At 42.7% G+C, this 18036-nt stretch carries 18 protein-coding genes; all 18 read left to right on the plus strand.

From position 1 onward, the window contains the following. Positions 1 to 298: 298 nt before the first annotated feature. Positions 299 to 1123, plus strand: coding sequence for an ABC transporter substrate-binding protein (locus BI182_RS07175; RefSeq protein WP_070372213.1), 825 nt, complete (start codon positions 299 to 301; stop codon positions 1121 to 1123). 130 nt (positions 1124 to 1253) lie between these two features. Next, positions 1254 to 2363, plus strand: a complete 1110-nt coding sequence (gene dprA / locus BI182_RS07180; protein WP_286806548.1) for a DNA-processing protein DprA — start codon at positions 1254 to 1256, stop codon at positions 2361 to 2363. 113 nt (positions 2364 to 2476) lie between these two features. Next, a complete protein-coding gene (gene topA / locus BI182_RS07185) occupies positions 2477 to 4546 on the plus strand; it encodes a type I DNA topoisomerase (protein ID WP_070372211.1) in 2070 nt (689 codons plus the stop codon). Between the two features lie 35 nt (positions 4547 to 4581). Next, positions 4582 to 5112, plus strand: a complete 531-nt coding sequence (hslV, locus tag BI182_RS07190; RefSeq protein ID WP_070372210.1) for an ATP-dependent protease subunit HslV — start codon at positions 4582 to 4584, stop codon at positions 5110 to 5112. Between the two features lie 16 nt (positions 5113 to 5128). Continuing rightward, positions 5129 to 6535: an ATP-dependent protease ATPase subunit HslU gene (gene hslU / locus BI182_RS07195; protein WP_286806551.1), complete on the plus strand. Its 1407-nt coding sequence runs from the start codon at positions 5129 to 5131 to the stop codon at positions 6533 to 6535. A gap of 148 nt (positions 6536 to 6683) precedes the next feature. Next, positions 6684 to 7472 (plus strand): 30S ribosomal protein S2, encoded by a 789-nt coding sequence (rpsB, locus tag BI182_RS07200; protein WP_070372208.1) that lies wholly within the window; start codon positions 6684 to 6686, stop codon positions 7470 to 7472. A 27-nt stretch (positions 7473 to 7499) separates the two neighbouring features. Continuing rightward, positions 7500 to 8144 (plus strand): translation elongation factor Ts, encoded by a 645-nt coding sequence (gene tsf / locus BI182_RS07205; protein ID WP_084633727.1) that lies wholly within the window; start codon positions 7500 to 7502, stop codon positions 8142 to 8144. Positions 8145 to 8227: 83 nt separating this feature from the next. Beyond that, complete coding sequence (pyrH, locus tag BI182_RS07210) at positions 8228 to 8956, plus strand: UMP kinase (protein ID WP_070372207.1); 729 nt, start codon at positions 8228 to 8230, stop codon at positions 8954 to 8956. A gap of 3 nt (positions 8957 to 8959) precedes the next feature. Continuing rightward, complete coding sequence (gene frr / locus BI182_RS07215) at positions 8960 to 9517, plus strand: ribosome recycling factor (RefSeq protein ID WP_070372206.1); 558 nt, start codon at positions 8960 to 8962, stop codon at positions 9515 to 9517. A gap of 236 nt (positions 9518 to 9753) precedes the next feature. Beyond that, the gene (tnpA, locus tag BI182_RS07220; RefSeq protein ID WP_286806078.1) at positions 9754 to 10209 is read left to right on the plus strand and encodes an IS200/IS605 family transposase; all 456 of its coding nucleotides are present in this window, start codon (positions 9754 to 9756) and stop codon (positions 10207 to 10209) included. Positions 10210 to 10442: 233 nt separating this feature from the next. Further along, positions 10443 to 10934 (plus strand): ribosome maturation factor RimP, encoded by a 492-nt coding sequence (gene rimP, locus BI182_RS07225; RefSeq protein WP_070372205.1) that lies wholly within the window; start codon positions 10443 to 10445, stop codon positions 10932 to 10934. Positions 10935 to 10957: 23 nt separating this feature from the next. After that, positions 10958 to 12151, plus strand: coding sequence for a transcription termination factor NusA (gene nusA, locus BI182_RS07230; RefSeq protein WP_070372204.1), 1194 nt, complete (start codon positions 10958 to 10960; stop codon positions 12149 to 12151). Between the two features lie 66 nt (positions 12152 to 12217). Beyond that, a complete protein-coding gene (gene rnpM, locus BI182_RS07235; protein WP_070372203.1) occupies positions 12218 to 12490 on the plus strand; it encodes an RNase P modulator RnpM in 273 nt (90 codons plus the stop codon). Positions 12491 to 12515: 25 nt separating this feature from the next. Beyond that, positions 12516 to 14723 carry a translation initiation factor IF-2 gene (gene infB / locus BI182_RS07240; RefSeq protein ID WP_286806559.1) on the plus strand — a complete coding sequence of 736 codons (2208 nt, stop codon included), beginning with the start codon at positions 12516 to 12518 and terminating at the stop codon, positions 14721 to 14723. Positions 14724 to 14761: 38 nt separating this feature from the next. Beyond that, positions 14762 to 15148: a 30S ribosome-binding factor RbfA gene (rbfA, locus tag BI182_RS07245; RefSeq protein ID WP_070372201.1), complete on the plus strand. Its 387-nt coding sequence runs from the start codon at positions 14762 to 14764 to the stop codon at positions 15146 to 15148. Beyond that, positions 15132 to 16091, plus strand: a complete 960-nt coding sequence (locus BI182_RS07250; RefSeq protein WP_070372200.1) for a DHH family phosphoesterase — start codon at positions 15132 to 15134, stop codon at positions 16089 to 16091. Before rbfA ends, BI182_RS07250 begins: the two co-directional genes overlap by 17 nt. Next, positions 16066 to 16998: a tRNA pseudouridine(55) synthase TruB gene (gene truB / locus BI182_RS07255; protein ID WP_242871627.1), complete on the plus strand. Its 933-nt coding sequence runs from the start codon at positions 16066 to 16068 to the stop codon at positions 16996 to 16998. The genes BI182_RS07250 and truB overlap by 26 nt, the downstream gene beginning before the upstream one ends. An 8-nt stretch (positions 16999 to 17006) precedes the next feature. After that, positions 17007 to 17915 (plus strand): bifunctional riboflavin kinase/FAD synthetase, encoded by a 909-nt coding sequence (locus BI182_RS07260; RefSeq protein ID WP_286806563.1) that lies wholly within the window; start codon positions 17007 to 17009, stop codon positions 17913 to 17915. Positions 17916 to 18036 lie beyond the last annotated feature (121 nt).

An 18036-nucleotide genomic window follows, 5' to 3' on the forward strand; every position in this document is an offset into this window, starting at 1 on the left:
CTTACCCATTTGATGGTGCCTGATGTGATTTCTGTTCGTCAGACCGGAAGTTTGCCGCCGGCTTCCTTCAGATTCCCCGTCGCCGGGGACACCCTTGCCTTAAGCTATGCACTTGGCACTATCTACCCGTGCTCGGGACTTTCACCCGTTAGATTGCGCCCATGCCGGGCGCACCCAACAAACAGCTGAAATGCAATAGCAAATTTCAGCTGTTTATTTAATTTCGGGAAATATAACTTGAATTTTTATGCATGGCCAAATATAATGAAAGATGAAACTTATACCGTAGGAGGAAAAAATGAAAAGAAAAAGTTATGCATTAGTAGCAATTGTATTAGGAGCTGCCTTGTTGTTGACTGGCTGTGGCAGTAAATCGACCAGTAACGTAGATCCGCTGGCCGATGGCGTGTTAACCGCCGGAACCAATGACATGTATCTGCCACTGGAATTCCGGGATGAAAACAATGAACTGGTCGGATTTGATATCGACCTGGGTCAGGCCCTGGCAGATGAGCTCGGAGTTGAGATTAAATGGGTGCCAACAGCTTGGGACGGCATTTTTAATGGTCTGAATGCCAACCAGTATGATATTGTTTTATCGGGAACCAGCATTACGGAAGAACGGCTAAGCGGTTTTAATATGACAGATCCATACCTTGCCAATGGGATTGTTATTGTCTCTCGTAAAGATGCGACTCCGGCAAAAACACCAAAGGATCTGGCTGGAAAAACAGTCGGCGTTCAAATCGAAACCACCGCTGATTATGCTGCGGAGGCTTTAAAAACCCAGGAAAACGTTGAATATACTGTGAATAAATATGATGCCATGCTTGACGCCTTCGCCGCACTGGAAGGAAAGCAAATTGATAACATTATGACGGATATCAGTGTTGCTCAATTCTATACCACACTAAAACCGGATGTCTACGCAATTTCATCTGATGTCTTGTCAAATGAACCCATCGGCATCACCGTCAGAAAAGCTGACACAGCCTTCAATGAACAGTTAAATACGGCTCTGGATACTCTACGGGAAAATGGAAAATTAACCGAGCTGTCCATGAAATGGTTTGGACAGGATGTTACGCAGAATATTAATACCGAATTAAAAGTCATTGAATAATTATAATAAAAAAATGCCCGGCGCTGAGATTTGATACCAGCGCCGGGTCTTTTTGATTGCCAAGGCTTTTCTTTGCCATTATAATGATGATACACTACGTGATCCGAAATGCAAAGGGGACAAGAAAACGGTGAAAGATTTAATTTATTGGCTATGGTTTATGCGGCTAAAAAAAATTTCCCTCAAACAAAAAAATATGCTGATCGAACAATTTTTATCTCCCTGTGTGATTTATTCATTAAGTCCCGAAACCCTTTTGATGACGAAGATCATTGATGAAAAGACAGTTAATTATTTTTTCCAGTCTCGATCGCTGGTGCAGGCAACTCAGGATTTATCATATTTGGAAAAAAATAAAATTACACTGCTTCTGCGTCATGACCCCCAGTTTCCGGAGTCGCTCTTAAATCTTTACACGCCGCCATTGGCTCTTTATGCCAAAGGTGATTTATCACTGCTTCAGGCACCACTATCGATTGCCATAATCGGTTCCCGCAACCCCACGGTAGCTGGCGAAAAACACGCCAAGTTATTTTCACAATCTCTATCTTCAGTGGGGATTACTATTGTCAGCGGCTTAGCTGATGGCATTGACGGCAAGAGTCACTGGGGCAGTATCAATGAACTGGGGAGCACGATTGGCGTTTTAGGAACCGGTATTGACATCTGCTATCCCCGGGTCAATCAAAAGATTTTTGATTTGATGGCCCAAAAAGGTCTGCTGCTCAGTGAATTTAATTTGGGTGATAAACCCCTGCCATATCACTTTCCACAACGAAATCGATTAATCAGTGGGCTTTCCCAGGGTGTTCTGGTGATAGAAGCCCGTAAAAAAAGCGGATCACTGATCACGGTCAACCATGCCTTGGAACAGGGCAAGAATGTTTATGTAATCCCCGGGGATATTGGCACTTGCAACTGGGCTGGTGGAAACCAATTACTAAAAGAAGGTGCAAAACTTGTTACCGATCCCCGTGATATTTTAGAGGATTATGTTTTATTCGATCAATGGACGGATCACACGGAAGCAAAGGCAGACGTTTATAACAAACAGACTGAGTTAAAACTGACCAATCCGAATGAACGGCTACTCTTTGATCTGATTAAAAAGGGTTATCGCACCATTGATGAGTTGGTGGCAGGCTCCGGATTACCCATCAATCAGGTAAATAGTCTGCTGACGATGATGGAAATAGCAGAGATCATTCAAATTAAATACGGAAATATCCTGTTAATTTAAGGACAATGCGTTATATTCGACTGCATAAGTTTGTATTTTGTGGAAAGATTTGCTATAATGTTGCTATTTTAAGAGAAAAGCGTCGTTACTATTAAGAGAGAAGGAGGTATTCAATGAGTAAAACCTTGGTTATCGTTGAATCGCCGGCAAAAGCAAAAACGATTAAGAAGTATTTACCAAAAGGCTACGAAGTTGAAGCGACGATGGGACACGTAATTGATCTGCCCAAAAGCCGAATTGGTATTAATATAGAAGAAGATTTTAAACCGGACTATATAAAAATCCGGGGCAAAGCGGAATTACTGAAAAAACTGAAAAATGCTGCAAAAAAAGCCGATCAGGTCTATCTGGCCACTGACCCTGACCGGGAAGGAGAAGCGATTTCCTGGCATATGGCAAATTTTCTGGAAATCGATTTAGCAACCAAATGCCGGATTGAGTTCCATGAAATTACCAAAAAAGCTGTCAATGCGGCCATTGAAAATAAACGCATAATCGATATCGATTTAGTCAATTCACAACAGGCCCGGCGGATTCTGGATCGACTGGTTGGGTATTCACTGAGTCCTTTTTTGTGGAAAAAAGTAAAGAAGGGGCTTAGTGGTGGTCGGGTTCAATCCGTTGTCACCAGAATTATTGTCGATCGGGAAGAGGAGATTGCCGCCTTTATTCCCGAAGAGTATTGGAACCTGGAGCTGCTTTTAAAAAAAGCCGATGACGAAAAAACCTTCATCTCCAAATTTTATTCGGAAGATGGCAAAAAGAAAACCATTACCAACGCCGAAGAGGCCATTCGGCTGGAAAAGGTAGTAAACGCCCATCCCATTGTCGTTGAAAATGTTAAAAAGCGGATTCGTTATCAAAAACCACCGCTCCCCTTTACCACCAGTACCCTCCAGCAGGAAGCGTATAAGGTTCTGGGCTTCACCACTCAACGCACCATGCGTCTGGCCCAGCAGCTCTACGAAGGGGTTGATATTAAGGGCAGTGGGCTGACCGGTTTGATCACCTACTTAAGAACCGACTCAACCCGGATTGCTGACGAAGCGGTTGCTGAGAGCAAGGAATATATAACAGAACATTTTGGCGATGATTATCTGGGCACTGAGAAAAAAGCCGGAAAGAAGAAAAATGTCCAGGATGCCCACGAAGCCATTCGTCCGTCATCAGTCATGCTAACGCCTGAAGAGGCCCGCAATTCACTGGAGCCGGACCAGTATCGTCTGTACAAGCTGATCTGGGAACGACTGCTCTGCAGTCAGATGGCTGATGCCCAGTATTTCGTTACCGATGTGGATGTAGCCTGCAGCAATCTGATTTTTAAAACCAAAGGCGAAACCCAAAAGTTTGATGGCTTTACCCGGGTTGGCAAAGGGGCTGGTAAAAATGATGACAGCATCTTGCCGGAACTGGCCATCGGCGATGACCTGGAACGGCTTAAAACAACGAAAGAGCAGAAATTCACCAAGCCTCCGGCCCGCTACACCGAGGCCTCATTGGTTAAAATCCTTGAAGAAAAGGGCATCGGTCGACCCAGTACCTATGCACCGACTATTGCAACCATTAAAAATCGTGACTATGTGGAAGTGGAAGACAAACATTTCAAGCCGACCGAACTTGGTGTCACGGTAACCCATCTGATGAAAGAATATTTCAGTGATGTGGTAAATATTTCCTTTACCGCCGAAATGGAAGATCGTCTTGATGCCGTTTCTGATGGCCAAACTGACTGGGTTGAATTGCTTAAAAACTTTTATCAGGGTTTTGAAAAAGAACTGACCAATGCCCAGGAAAAGGCTGAATCAGTAACCATCGCTGATCCCGAATCGGATGTCGATTGCGAATTGTGCGGCCGCCGCATGGTCATTAAAAAAGGAAAATATGGCCGCTTTCTGGCCTGCCCCGGCTTTCCGGACTGTAAAAATACCAAACCCTATTTTGAAAAAACCGGAGGGATCTGTTCAGTTTGTGGTGGCGATATTGTTAAGCGAACCTCAAAAACCGGACGAACCTTTTATTCCTGTAACAATTACCCGGATTGTGACTATATGAACTGGGACTTGCCGATTCCTGAAAAATGTCCGGTCTGCGGATCAACCCTGTTTCAAAAAGGCCTGGGAAAACGCAAATCGATCTATTGCGATAAAAAAGATTGCGGCTATAAAGCACCAACGGCCGAGTAAATTAAAGTACAAGTGTTAAGAAAGCGAGAATAACTATGTTTCATGCAACAACCATCGTAGGAATCCGTCATAACGGTCAAGTCGCCATAGCTGGAGATGGTCAGGTAACCATGGGCGAAAAAACAATCATGAAAAACAAAGCCACTAAAATCAGACGAATCTATCATGATAAAATCCTGGTGGGGTTTGCCGGATCGGTTGCCGATGCCTTTACCCTGTGCGAAAAATTCGAGCACAAGGTTGAACAGTATAACGGTAATTTAAAACGTTCCGCAGTGGAATTGGCCAAGGAGTGGCGCTCAGATAAGATTCTCAGGAAACTTGAAGCCCTGCTGATTGTCATGGACGAAGCCGAGACCCTGGTCTTATCAGGGAACGGCGAAGTCATTGAACCGGATGATGATGTGGCGGCCATTGGTTCCGGTGGATCCTATGCACTTGCCGCAGCCCGGGCTTTAAAAAGTCATTCAAACCTCAGTGCCGAAGAAATGGTCTACGAATCATTAAAGATTGCTTCAGAAATATGTGTCTTTACCAACAATAATATTTCTGTTGAAGTATTATAGAAACGGAAGAATGCTAATGAAAGAACTAACACCAAAAAAAATCGTTACCGAACTAAACCGTTATATCATTGGTCAGGAAGCGGCAAAAAAAGCTGTGGCTGTGGCGATTCGCAATCGCTATCGACGGTCGTTGTTACCAGCCGATCTGATCGATGAGTTCACGCCTAAAAACATCATCTTGATTGGACCAACCGGGGTCGGGAAGACCGAGATAGCCCGACGAATGGCGAAGCTGGTGAAAGCACCATTTATCAAGGTTGAGGCAACTAAATTTACCGAAGTCGGTTATGTTGGCAGGGATGTTGAGTCGATGGTTCGGGATCTGGTCAATACAGCCATCCGAAACGTTCAACAGGAAAAAATGAAAGAAGTTTATGCCGAAGCCGAAATAAATGCCAATAAAATTATTCTGGATATTCTGGTACCTTCAAAAAAAGTCAAAGAAACCCTAAAAACCCCCTTTGACATTTTTATCAAACCATCCCCGCCGACAACCCCAACACTATCGGAACTCGAAGGAGATGCCGAAAAAGAGCAGACCAAAAAAGAAAAACGGGAAGCGCTATCAAAGGATTTGGCCGCTGGTCGGCTGGAAGACCAGATGATTGAAATTGAAGTGGATGACGACGGTTCTAAAACTATTGGTATTATGCAGGGAATGAACAGCGATAGTATGTCATTCAATATGAATGATATTCTTGGTGACTTTTTGCCTCAAAAGAAAAAAAAGAAAAATGTCAAAATCTCTGAGGCTCGGAAAATCCTGATCAATCAGGAAGCCCAAAAGTTAATTGACATGGATCAGGTCAACGAACAGGGTGTCAAGGATGCCGAACAGAATGGCATTATCTTTATCGACGAAATTGACAAAATTATCGGTAACGGCAACAACCACGGACCCGATGTGTCCCGGGAAGGGGTTCAACGGGATATCCTGCCAATTGTTGAAGGCAGCACGGTTAACACCAAATATGGTCCGATCAAAACCGATTTTATTCTCTTTATTGGAGCCGGGGCCTTTCATGTGTCAAAAATTTCTGACATGATTCCCGAGCTCCAGGGTCGTTTCCCGATCAGTGTCCAGCTGGACAGTTTGACTGAAGAAGACTTTATTCAGATTCTGACCCATACTGAAAACTCGGTCATTAAGCAATATCAGCAGCTGATCCGAACCGAGGATGTCAATCTGATTTTTGAGGACGAAGCAGTCCGGTATCTTGCTAAAATTGCTTATCTTCAAAATGAAGAAGACGAAAACATCGGGGCCCGGCGGCTGCACACCGTAATGGAAAAATTACTGGAAGAAATATCCTTTTATGCGTCCGATTACGAACAGGACGATTTTGTCATTGATATGAATTACGTGGAACGGGTCTTTAATATCTCTGAAAAGCGGGATAATTATCAAAAATATTTACTCTAAATAAAAAAATAACTTGTATTAACAGCAACGCTATGTTAATATATATCGGTATGTATTACACACATTCTCTGAAAGACATCAGGTGCCGGTTTGCTGGTCGATGTTCTTGATTGATGAGAATGGAGGAAAAACCAAGGAGGAATGAATTATGGCATGTGTTTCAATGAAACAATTATTAGAAGCAGGGGTGCATTTCGGGCACCAGACACGACGATGGAATCCAAAAATGGCTCCATATATTTTCACAGAAAGAAATGGTATTTACATCATTGATTTACAACAAACTGTGAAACGAATTGAAAAAGCGTATGCGTTTGTCAAAGAACTGGCTGAAAACGGCGAAGAAATTCTGTTTGTCGGAACCAAAAAACAAGCTCAGACAAGCATCGAACGAGAAGCAAAACGTAGCGGCAGCTATTGCGTGAATCATCGTTGGTTAGGTGGAACCTTAACAAACTTCGGTACCATCAGCAAACGAATTGAACGATTAAATGAATTGGAACAAATGGAAGAAGATGGTACCTTTGATCTTCTGCCTAAAAAAGAAGTTATTCAGCTGAAACGTCAGCGTGAAAAATTACAAAAATTCCTGGGCGGCATCAAAGATATGAAGGGTGTTCCGGGTGCAATTTTTGTTATCGATACAAAGAAAGAAAGAATTGCCATTGCTGAAGCTAAAAAACTGGGTATTCCAATTATCGGTATCGTAGATACAAACTGCGATCCTGATGAAATTGACTATATCATTCCTGGTAATGACGATGCGATTCGTGCGGTTGCTTTGATTCTTTCAGTTATTTCTGATGCGATTATTGAAGGACGTCAGGGCGAACAAGTCGAAGAAGAAATTGAAGTAGCACCAGTAGCTGTCGTCGAAGAAGTTGTCAGCGACGTTGACGAAGTCGAAGAAGCTGCAGAAGTTACTGAAGCAGAATAGTTTATAATTACGATCAGGAGGAGAAAAGTGGACGCAAAATTAGTAAAAGAATTACGCGCTAAAAGTGGTGCCGGAATGATGGACTGCAAAAAAGCGCTTGTTGAAACAGACGGAAATATCGAAGACGCAATGGTTTATCTGCGGGAAAAAGGACTGGCTGCTACCAATAAAAAAGCTGGCCGTGTTGCCGCTGAAGGAATCGTTGAAGCGTATATCCATATGGGTGGAAAAATTGGCGTACTCGTCGAAATTAACTGCGAAACTGATTTCGTTGCTAAAAATGAAGGATTTAAAAATTTTGTTAAAGACGTGGCAATGCACATTGCTGCTGCCAATCCTTTATATGTAACCAAAGAAGAAGTGCCAATGGAAGAAATTGAAAAAGAAAAAGAAATTCTTCGAGCTCAGGCGCTCAATGAAGGCAAACCAGAAAAAATCGTTGATAAAATGGTTGAAGGCCGTGTCAGCAAATATTATAAAGAAATTTGTCTGTTGGAACAACCTTTTGTTAAGAATCCCGATCTGACTATTGAAGATCTGGTTAAAGAGCAAATTATGACCATCGGCGAAAATGTCAAAATCCGACGCTTTGCCCGCTTCCAGATGGGTGAAGGTTTAGAGAAAAAAGAAGAAAACTTTGCCGAAGAAGTAGCGAAGCAATTAAACGCATAAACGCTGAAAAAGAACACATTCGTGTTCTTTTTTTACCGTTGATTCGATTGTAAATTATTTCACATTACGATATAATAAAGAAAATGAAAGGGGGAGTTTTATTGGAACCGAAATACAAACGTGTCATCATAAAATTAAGTGGAGAAGCATTAGCCGGTACAACCAGCCATGGTATTGATACGCCGACGGTACAAGCTATCTGCAGCCAGATCAAAGAGGTTTTTGAATTGGGTGTTGAAATAGCCATTGTTGTCGGCGGTGGTAATTTCTGGCGGGGACGAAGCGGCGAAGGGATGGATAAATCAACCGCCGACTACATGGGAATGCTTGCCACCTGCATCAATGCCCTCGGTTTACAGGATGTTCTGGAAGAAATGGACGTGCCCGTCCGGGTTCAAACTGCAATTGAAATGAAACAAATTGCCGAGCCCTATATCCGCAGAAAAGCCGTTCGACATCTCGAAAAAAGACGGGTTGTTATTTTTGCCTGCGGTACCGGAAATCCCTTTTTCACGACCGATACAACGGCTGCCCTGCGAGCAGCAGAAATTGATGCTGAAATTATCCTCTTGGCAAAAAGCATTGATGCGGTGTACGATTCAGATCCCCTGGTTAACCCGGATGCAGTCCGCTATTCTGAATTATCATACATAGATGTACTGAATCAAGGCCTGAAGGTCATGGATTCAACCGCAACCTCATTATGTATGGATAATCACATCCCTATTCTAGTGTTTGGTTTAAATGAACCGAAAAATATTTTACGTGCAATTATGGGCGAAAAAATCGGAACAATTATTCAGGAGGTATAGAAGATGGTTAATGAGATCAAAGCCACAGCAAATGAAAAAATGGATAAAGCCCTTAAAAACCTTAATGAAAGTTTGGGAAGTCTCCGGGCTGGTCGAGCCAATCCCCGAATTCTTGACAAGGTCATGGTGGATTATTATGGATCACCGACAAGTTTGAATCAATTGGCAAACATCAGTACTCCTGAGCCACGCATGATCGTTGTAAGCCCTTATGATGCAACCGCTATTCCGGCCATCGAAAAGGGTATTTTAAAATCTGACCTGGGTTTTAATCCCTCTAATGACGGTAAAATTATCCGTTTACTGATTCCCCAGTTAACCGAGGAACGCCGTAAAGAGCTGGTCAAACTGGTTAAAAAGTACGGAGAAGAATGCAAGGTTGCTATGCGAAACATTCGTCGTCATGCCATTCAGGATCTTAAAGATGGACAAAAAGAAGGTCTGATCACCGAAGATGATTTAAAGCAAGGTGAAAAAGAAATTCAGAAGGTAACGGACGAAGAGATTAAAAACATTGATGCCATTCTAAAAGAAAAAGAAGCGGAAATTTTAGAGGTTTAATGGTTTTATCGGGATATGATTTATTTAATTGTTCATTCAATTATATAGTATTTCATTAAGAGTGGGGAGACCCACTCTTAACTATTTTAGACTTTAGTCTGTTGAGCACGCAAAACGTGCGAAATAATAAACCACCTGCTATGCGGGTGGTGGGCAAAAGGGTTATACCCAAAAATCACCTTTCCATGTAAGATAGAGATGTTCAGGCTCTATCAAAAGTAAGGAAAGGTGATTTAATGGCAAATAAGACAAATAGTTTATCCCATACAAAATGGATGTGCAAATATCATATTGTATTTACATCTAAGTATAGACGAAAAATAATTTATAATCAATACCGGGAAAGTATTGGTGAAATATTAAGGCAATTGTGTAAATACAAGGGAGTAGAAATTATTGAAGGGCATCTGATGCCGGACCATGTGCATATGCTGGTGAGCATTCCGCCCAAAATAAGTGTTTCTCAATTTATGGGATATCTCAAAGGAAAAAGCGCATTGATGATATTTGACAAACATGCAAATTTGAAATATAAGTTCGGAAACAGACATTTCTGGGCGGAAGGATATTATGTTAGTACAGTTGGGTTAAATGAAGCAACCATACGGAAATACATCGAAGAACAAGAAAAACATGATATAGCATTGGATAAATTGAGTGTGAAGGAATACGAAGACCCCTTTAGGGGATAGCTGGTAATACGAAAGCTCCTTTAGGGGCAAGCAAAAGTGGCAAAGGCCATAGAGCCTGAACGAAGTGAAGGCCAGCGTCTTGAGGCGCCGGCCGGTAACAGAGGCTTATAGCCTCAGAGCAAACCACCCGTTAGACGGGTGGTGCTGATTTTTCAAGTCGGTATCAAAGTGATGGCTACTGTGAAAAATACAACCCAGATTTTTAGATAAATAATAAAATAAAAGGAATAAGTATGAAAAAAGTATCGAAAGAGTTCTTATTAGAAGAATTAGCTGCTCCAGTGGTCGAATCACTGGGGTATGAACTAACCGATCTGACCTTTGAAAAAAAAGGAAAGGACTGGTATCTGACCCTGTTTATCGATTCGGAAAATGGCATTTCTTTGGAAGATTGCGAAAAAGTCAGCCGACCAGTCAGTGAAATGCTTGACGAGCAGGATCCCATCGAACAAAGTTATTTTCTCGAAGTATCATCACCCGGAATGGATCGTCCGTTGAAAAAAGAAAAACATTTCCTGTCAAATCTTGATAAAAAAATAGCAGTTCATCTTTTCGCACCGATGGATGGGAAAAAAGATATCGAGGGGGTATTAAAATCATATACTACCGATGAACTAACCCTTGAATTGGAAACAGGTGAACTGCTGACACTGGAGAACAGTAAAATTGCAAAAGCAAATCGGTTGGATGAGTTGAATTTTAAACCTCTTCCATCAGCTGAATAATACGGAAGGCGGAGAAAACCAATATGAATCAGGAGTTTATACGCGCTCTGGATGTAATTCAAGAAGAAAAATCAATTGATAAAGAAGAATTAATTCAAGCAATTGAGGCTGCAATTACCACCGCATATAAAAAGAATTATGGCAATGCACACAATGTTGAGATCAGCATTGACCGTGAAAATGGCGATATTCAAGTCTTTGCATTAAAAGAAATTGTCGAGGTTCCGGAAAATGATCACAGTCAGATTTCGCTTGAAAAAGCCCGGGAAGTTGACAGTAATTACGAAGTCGGCGATTTTTTCAGAAAAGAAGTCCGACCCCGGGATTTCGGCCGAATTGCGGCCCAGAATGCCAAGCAATTGATCATCCAGCGGATTAAAGAAGCAGAGCGCAATATCATCTACGACGATTACCTCAAACGACAGGATGAAGTTTTAACCGGGATTATTAAACGAATCGAAAAAGGTATTGTGTATGTAGAAATCGGTAAATTGGAGGCAGTGATGTTGCCATCTGAGCAAACGACTGGCGAAACATACACGCTGAACCAACGCTTAAAAGTGTACTTACTAATGGTTAAAAAAACCACCAAAGGACCCCAGGTCAATGTATCCCGAACCCATCCGGGGTTGGTCAAGCGCTTGTTCGAATCCGAAGTACCGGAAATCTTTGACGGGATTGTCGATATTGTCTCCATTTCCCGGGAAGCTGGTTCTCGCACCAAGGTGGCCGTCAAAGCCAATGACCCCAGTATTGATCCGGTTGGTGCCTGTGTCGGCCAAAAAGGGGTCCGGGTTCAAAATATTATCAATGAGTTGCAGGGTGAAAAAATAGATGTTATTAAATGGAGCGACTCGGTTGAAGAATATCTGTCCAATGCCCTGAGTCCAGCCAAAGTAGTTGAAATCATCGCCAATAAAGACGAAAAATCAGCGGTGGCGATTGTTGATGACTATCAATTATCCCTGGCCATTGGTAAGGAAGGTCAAAATGTCCGTCTGGCCGCAAAACTGACTGGCTGGAAAATTGACATCAAAAGCAAAATTGACTATGTCAACCAACATAATGAATCAAAAACCCAGAATAGCGGTTTAACCGAGGATATTTTACTGGAGCTAAAAGAAGAGCTTGAATCCGCTGAGGCTCTGGAGTTGATGAATTCGTCAGTATCTGAAGAAGACGTCCTCTTCGACAACATTTCAGATCTGGAAAATTAAAGGTTTAATCACTAATATAGCTTTTTATGCTATAATACTTAGATAAAACAATGTCAGGGAGGTAAAATGAAAAAAATTCCACAGAGAACCTGTGTTATATGCCATTCCAAATTTGATAAACGTGACTTATTTAGGATTGTCTCAGATAAATCTGGCGAAATTTTTTTTGATCCCACCGGAAAAGCTAATGGACGTGGTGCTTATGTCTGCCAGTCCGATGCCTGTGTTGATCAATTCCTGAATAAAAATTATTTGGAACGGGCATTTAAAAGAAAAGTAGAAAGTGATGTTGTCGAAATCGTTCGACAGCAACTGTCAGAGAAAAAACAAATGAAATAAATAAAATATTGAAGGGAGGAATACTATGTCAAAATTAAGAGTATACGATTTAGCTAAAAAATATGATATTCCCAGCAAAGATTTCGTAAGCATTTTAAATAAGTACAATATTCCTGTAAAAAACCATATGAGCGCCCTGACTGATCAACAAATTTCCGAATTTGAAGAAAAATTCGATAAAAATAAGTATCAAGCAGAGCAGGAAACTGAGCCGAAAAAGGCCTCTGTTAAGGAACCGACTAAAGTCAGTGCCAATCCTGCTGCCCCTAAGGGGACGAGTGAGACTAAAAAACCGACTCGTCCACCACAAAAAAACCAACCCAAAACAGGTGGCAATGGCCCGAAAAAAGCCGATGATAAAAAACGACCGGTTTCCAATAATCAAGGTCAACAGCCTAAGATGCGGGATCACAGCAAAAAAGAAAAAACGGCTCGAAGTGTTTACAAGCGCATCAAGGATGAGAAGAAGAAGTCAGTACAATTAAACCAGACCTTTGAAATACCGGAGGTCTTAACCGTTGGTGAATTGGCTGATGTCCTTGAAATAAGCGCCACCGAGGTTATAAAAACCCTGATGCTGGCTGGAACCATGGTGAGCATCAATCAGGAAATCGATTTTGAAACAGCGGCGATTGTTGCGGCAGAGCTGGGCTTTGAAGTGGAAGCCATCAAAATTGAAGACGTCGTTTCCAAAATTCTGGAAGAGTATGACGAAGAAGAAAGTGAAAATGAAATCCCCCGACCACCGGTTGTCACCGTCATGGGACACGTCGATCATGGTAAAACTTCGCTGCTTGACCGCATCCGTAAAGCGAATGTTATTGCTGGCGAAGCGGGTGGAATCACCCAGCATATTGGGGCCTATACCGTTAATATCAATAACCATGCCATTACCGTCATTGATACCCCGGGACATGAAGCGTTTACTGCCATGCGTTCCCGTGGGGCCCAGATTACCGATATCGCAGTTCTGGTGGTTGCTGCGGATGATGGGGTCATGCCTCAAACCGTAGAAGCGATTAATCATGCCAAGGCTGCTGGTGTTCCGATTTTGGTGGCGATCAATAAAATTGATAAACCTGGCGCTGACCCGGAACGGGTTAAACAGGAGCTGACCAAATATAATCTGGTAGTTGAAGAATGGGGCGGGGAAACCATTGCTGTTAACGTCTCAGCTAAAACCGGTGAAGGGATTGAATCCCTGCTGGAAATGATCATTATGATGTCCGAAATGGAAGAACTGACCGCTGATCCTGGTCGGGAAGCCCGGGGCAGTGTGATCGAGTCCCAGATCAAACGGGGTAAAGGAGCGGTTGCCACCTTATTGGTTCAGCAGGGTACCTTGCATATAGGGGATTCAATTATTTCGGGAACCACCTATGGTAAAATCCGAACGATGATTGATGATAAAGGCAAACGTCTTAAAAAGGCTGGCCCATCGACACCGGTGGAAATTTCTGGGTTGTCCGATATTCCGGTAGCCGGAGACGATTTTATTGTTCTGGAAAATGAAAAAGAAGCCCGTCAATTAGCTGAAAAACGAAAAGAGATGCAAAAAGGTGAACGTCAGCGTCGTTCCAACATTTCTCTTGACGATCTGTTCAGTCAGATTCAGGACGGCAATATTCAGGATGTCAATATTATTATTAAAGCGGATGTTCAGGGTTCCATCGAAGCGATCAAACAATCCCTGGAAAAACTGGATAACGAAGCCGTCCGCATCAATATTATTCACGGAGCAGTTGGCGCCATTAATGAAACGGATGTGATGTTAGCCGCAACCTCCAACGCCATTGTTATTGGGTTTAATGTTCGACCGGATAAAAATGCCGTCAAGTTGGCTGAAACCGAAGAAGTGGATATGCGACTCTACCGGGTTATTTATGATGCCGTTGAAGACATCAAAAAAGCCATGGAAGGGATGCTGGCCCCAGAATTCCGGGAAAAGGTCATGGGTAATGCCGAAGTCCGGGAAGTCTTTAAAATCCCCAGTGTTGGTACCATCGCCGGTTGTTACATTACCGAAGGTAAAATCAACCGAAATGATGACGTCCGAATTATTCGTGATGGAATCGTCATTCTGGAAGGAAAAATTGCCTCGTTACGTCGATTTAAAGATGATGTCAAAGAAGTTAACACCGGCTACGAATGTGGTATTGGCATCGAAAAATACAACGATTTAAAGGTTGGCGATAACATTGAAGCCTTTACCATGGAAAAGATTGAAAGATAAGCGCAAGCCTATCTTTCTCAGCAAGGAGGTAACACAAAATGGCATCGCATCGCAATGAAAAAATTAATGGCTTAATTCAGCGGGAATTAAGCTTAATCATCATCCATAAAATGAAAGACTCCCGAATTAAAGACAGTAATGTCAGTATCACCAAGGTTAAAGCAGCTCCCGACTTAAAAACTGCCACTGTCTATGTCAGCATCTTCGGTGATGATCGTCAGAAGAAGGTTGTCCTCGAATTATTGAATAATGCCAAGAGCTTTTTAAGATCGAGCCTGGGCCAGGTCATTACTGTTCATTCGGTACCGGCGCTCAGCTTTGAAATCGACAATTCGATTGAATATGGCATGCATATCGAGTCAATTTTACAAAGTTTGAAAGACGATAAAAAAGAAATGCAGGATCAGAATGAACACGATTCCTGATGAGATTTTAAATTGTCTTTGCACCAATCAACGGTTTTTGATTTTGCTTCATCAAAAACCGGATGGTGATGCAATTGGTTCGGCAGTGGCCTTGGGAAAAGGTTTGAAGCAGCTGAATAAAACCGTTGATTATTATATCGACCTACCCCTTGAAGACAAGCTGGAGTTCTTTGATGAAATTCAGTATTTTAACCAGGTCTTACAGGACGACTATGATGTAATTATCTATCTTGACTGTTCCAGTAGCAGTTTTGCTTTTTCACCAGCGGAAATGCCAGCCGCAAAAATTAGACTGGTGATTGATCATCATAAAAGCAATGCCCACTATGGTGATCTGAACTTTGTCGAAATTACCGGTGCAACAGCCGAAATCGTCTTTCGGGTACTCCGGGGACTTAATGTGGTGTTTGATGAGGAGATGGCTGATGCCATTTTCACCGGCATTACCACCGATACCGGCAGTTTTCAATTTTCCAATGTGACAGTCGACACCCATTTAATTGCCAGTGAATTATATGCCATCAAAACCAATTATGCCCACCTCTCCAAACGGCTTCATACCCAAAAGAACATCAATCAGATGAAAATGACCGGGGCAGCGATTCATTCCCTGGAAATTCTCGACAGTATGCCGATTGCGATGATGATTTTGGATCACGAAACTATCGTTAAATTTGGCGGCACCATCAACATTACCGATGATGTAGCCAATTTGGGCCAAAATACCATCGGCGTCGCCATTACGGCCCTGTTAAAAGAAATTGACCCCGGTGAATACCGGGTTTCCTTACGGGCCAAATATCCCTACGATATCCACGAAATTGCCTTAAAATACGGTGGTGGAGGTCATGAACGGGCCGCCGGTTTTAATTTTTGCGGCGATGTCGGGGAACTCAAACGGGACTTGATGGAGGTTTGTGCAAATCAAAATGGAGAAGCTTAACAGCCTTAATGGCTATCTCAATGTCAACAAAGAGCCGGGGATGACTTCCCACGATGTGGTATTTAAAGCCCGGAAGCTCCTTAAAACCAAAAAAATCGGACATACCGGAACCCTTGATCCTGAGGCCCAGGGCGTGCTGGTACTCTGTGTCGGTCAAGCCACCAAAATGGTCGAGTACATCACGGATCACGACAAGGTCTATGAAGCCGAGGTGATTCTGGGTTTGGCAACCGATAGCTGTGATTTATCAGGAACCATCGTTGACAAAAGCGAAAAACGGATTGATGCCAGGGCTTTTGAAGCTATTTTGTCACAATTTACTGGTGATATCTCCCAGCAACCACCGATCTACTCAGCCATTCGGGTTAATGGCAAAAAACTCTATCACTACGCCAGAAACGGCGAAACGGTGGAAATTCCCGAACGGGACGTTCACATCACAGAAATCCGTTTATTGAATTTTGATGAAGCCGCTCAAAAAGCCCGAATGATGGTCACCTGTTCAAAGGGCACCTACATCCGGTCCTTGTGCCGGGATATCGGCGCAGCCCTGGGGACCCTGGGCTGTATGGGGCAACTGATCCGCCATCAGGTTGGCCGCTTTACACTGAGCGATGCCTTAACCTTGAGCCAGATTGAAAAACGCATCAGTCAGGAGGCCCCGGAATCGCTCTTATATCCTCTGGCATACTCGATGGACGGTTATCGCCGGGTTTCTGCCACCGATCAGGGCCGCCGTTTCCTGCTCAATGGCAATAAGCTGTTTCAGTGGAATCTCCGTGAATCGCTGGATGATTTTTATCCCGGCGAAACCCTGCGGCTGTATGATGGGAATCAGCTAATTGGTATGGGCAGATATGTTATAAATGACGAAGGCAACTATATCAAACCGACAAAACTACTGTGAGGTAAAACATGACAGCACAAACGTATCACGGCGAAGAAATGGTATTAGCCCTGGGTTTTTTTGATGGCGTTCATCTGGGACACCGGGCCTTACTGCAAAAAACGAAAGAAATTGGTCGGCAAATCGGGTGCAAAACCGGGGTTATGACCTTTAAGGAACACCCTCTGGAGCTGATCTTTCCCAATTATACCCCCTGGCTGATCACCTCCAATACCCAAAAAGAAGCCATGATTCAGGATTATGGCATTGATTTCGTTTTCTTGAATCCCTTTACCGAAAAGCTGATGAAGCTAACCCCAGAGAAATTTATCACCGACTATCTGCTAAAAAAATACAATGTCAAAGTCATTGTGGTTGGTTTTAATTATAATTTTGGTTATAAGGGTGCCGGAACCACCGCCACCTTAGTTGAGCTGGGCAAAAAATACGGCTTTGCCGTAGAAATTCTCCCCCCCTTTATCATCAATACCCATTCCATCAGTTCCACCTTTATCCGGGAGCTGATCAGCTGTGGTCAGGTGGATGAGGTTAAAACCTTTCTGGGCCGAAATTATGCCCTCAGTGGCGTGGTTGTTCAGGGCAAAGGACTGGGACACCAGTATGGTATTCCGACTGCCAATATCAAACTCGATAAGAAATTAATTTTGCCGAATACCGGCGTTTATTATACTCATGTTCATTATCAGGGACAATGTTTTCATGGCTTAACCAATTTGGGATTTAACCCGACGTTTGAAAAACACCCCTTTAGCATCGAAACCTATATTTATGATTTTGATGAGGACATTTATGATCGCGAAATCACCATCGAATTCATTAAAAAAATCCGGGACGAAATTAAATTTGATTCCATTGATGATTTAATCAATCAAATCAGAATGGATATCGATCAGATCCGCAAGGATTTTATCAAATAATCCATTTACAAGCCTAACTGTTTATGATATACTCATTAAGTTACTACCATTCACTTAGTTTTTTGACACTCCAACAAAATACTCGGTTTATGGCTAAATTAAAAAACAAGGAGATTTTACA

It is taken from the genome of Acetobacterium sp. MES1 (genome assembly GCF_002237635.1).
In the GTDB taxonomy this organism is placed as follows: domain Bacteria; phylum Bacillota; class Clostridia; order Eubacteriales; family Eubacteriaceae; genus Acetobacterium; species Acetobacterium wieringae.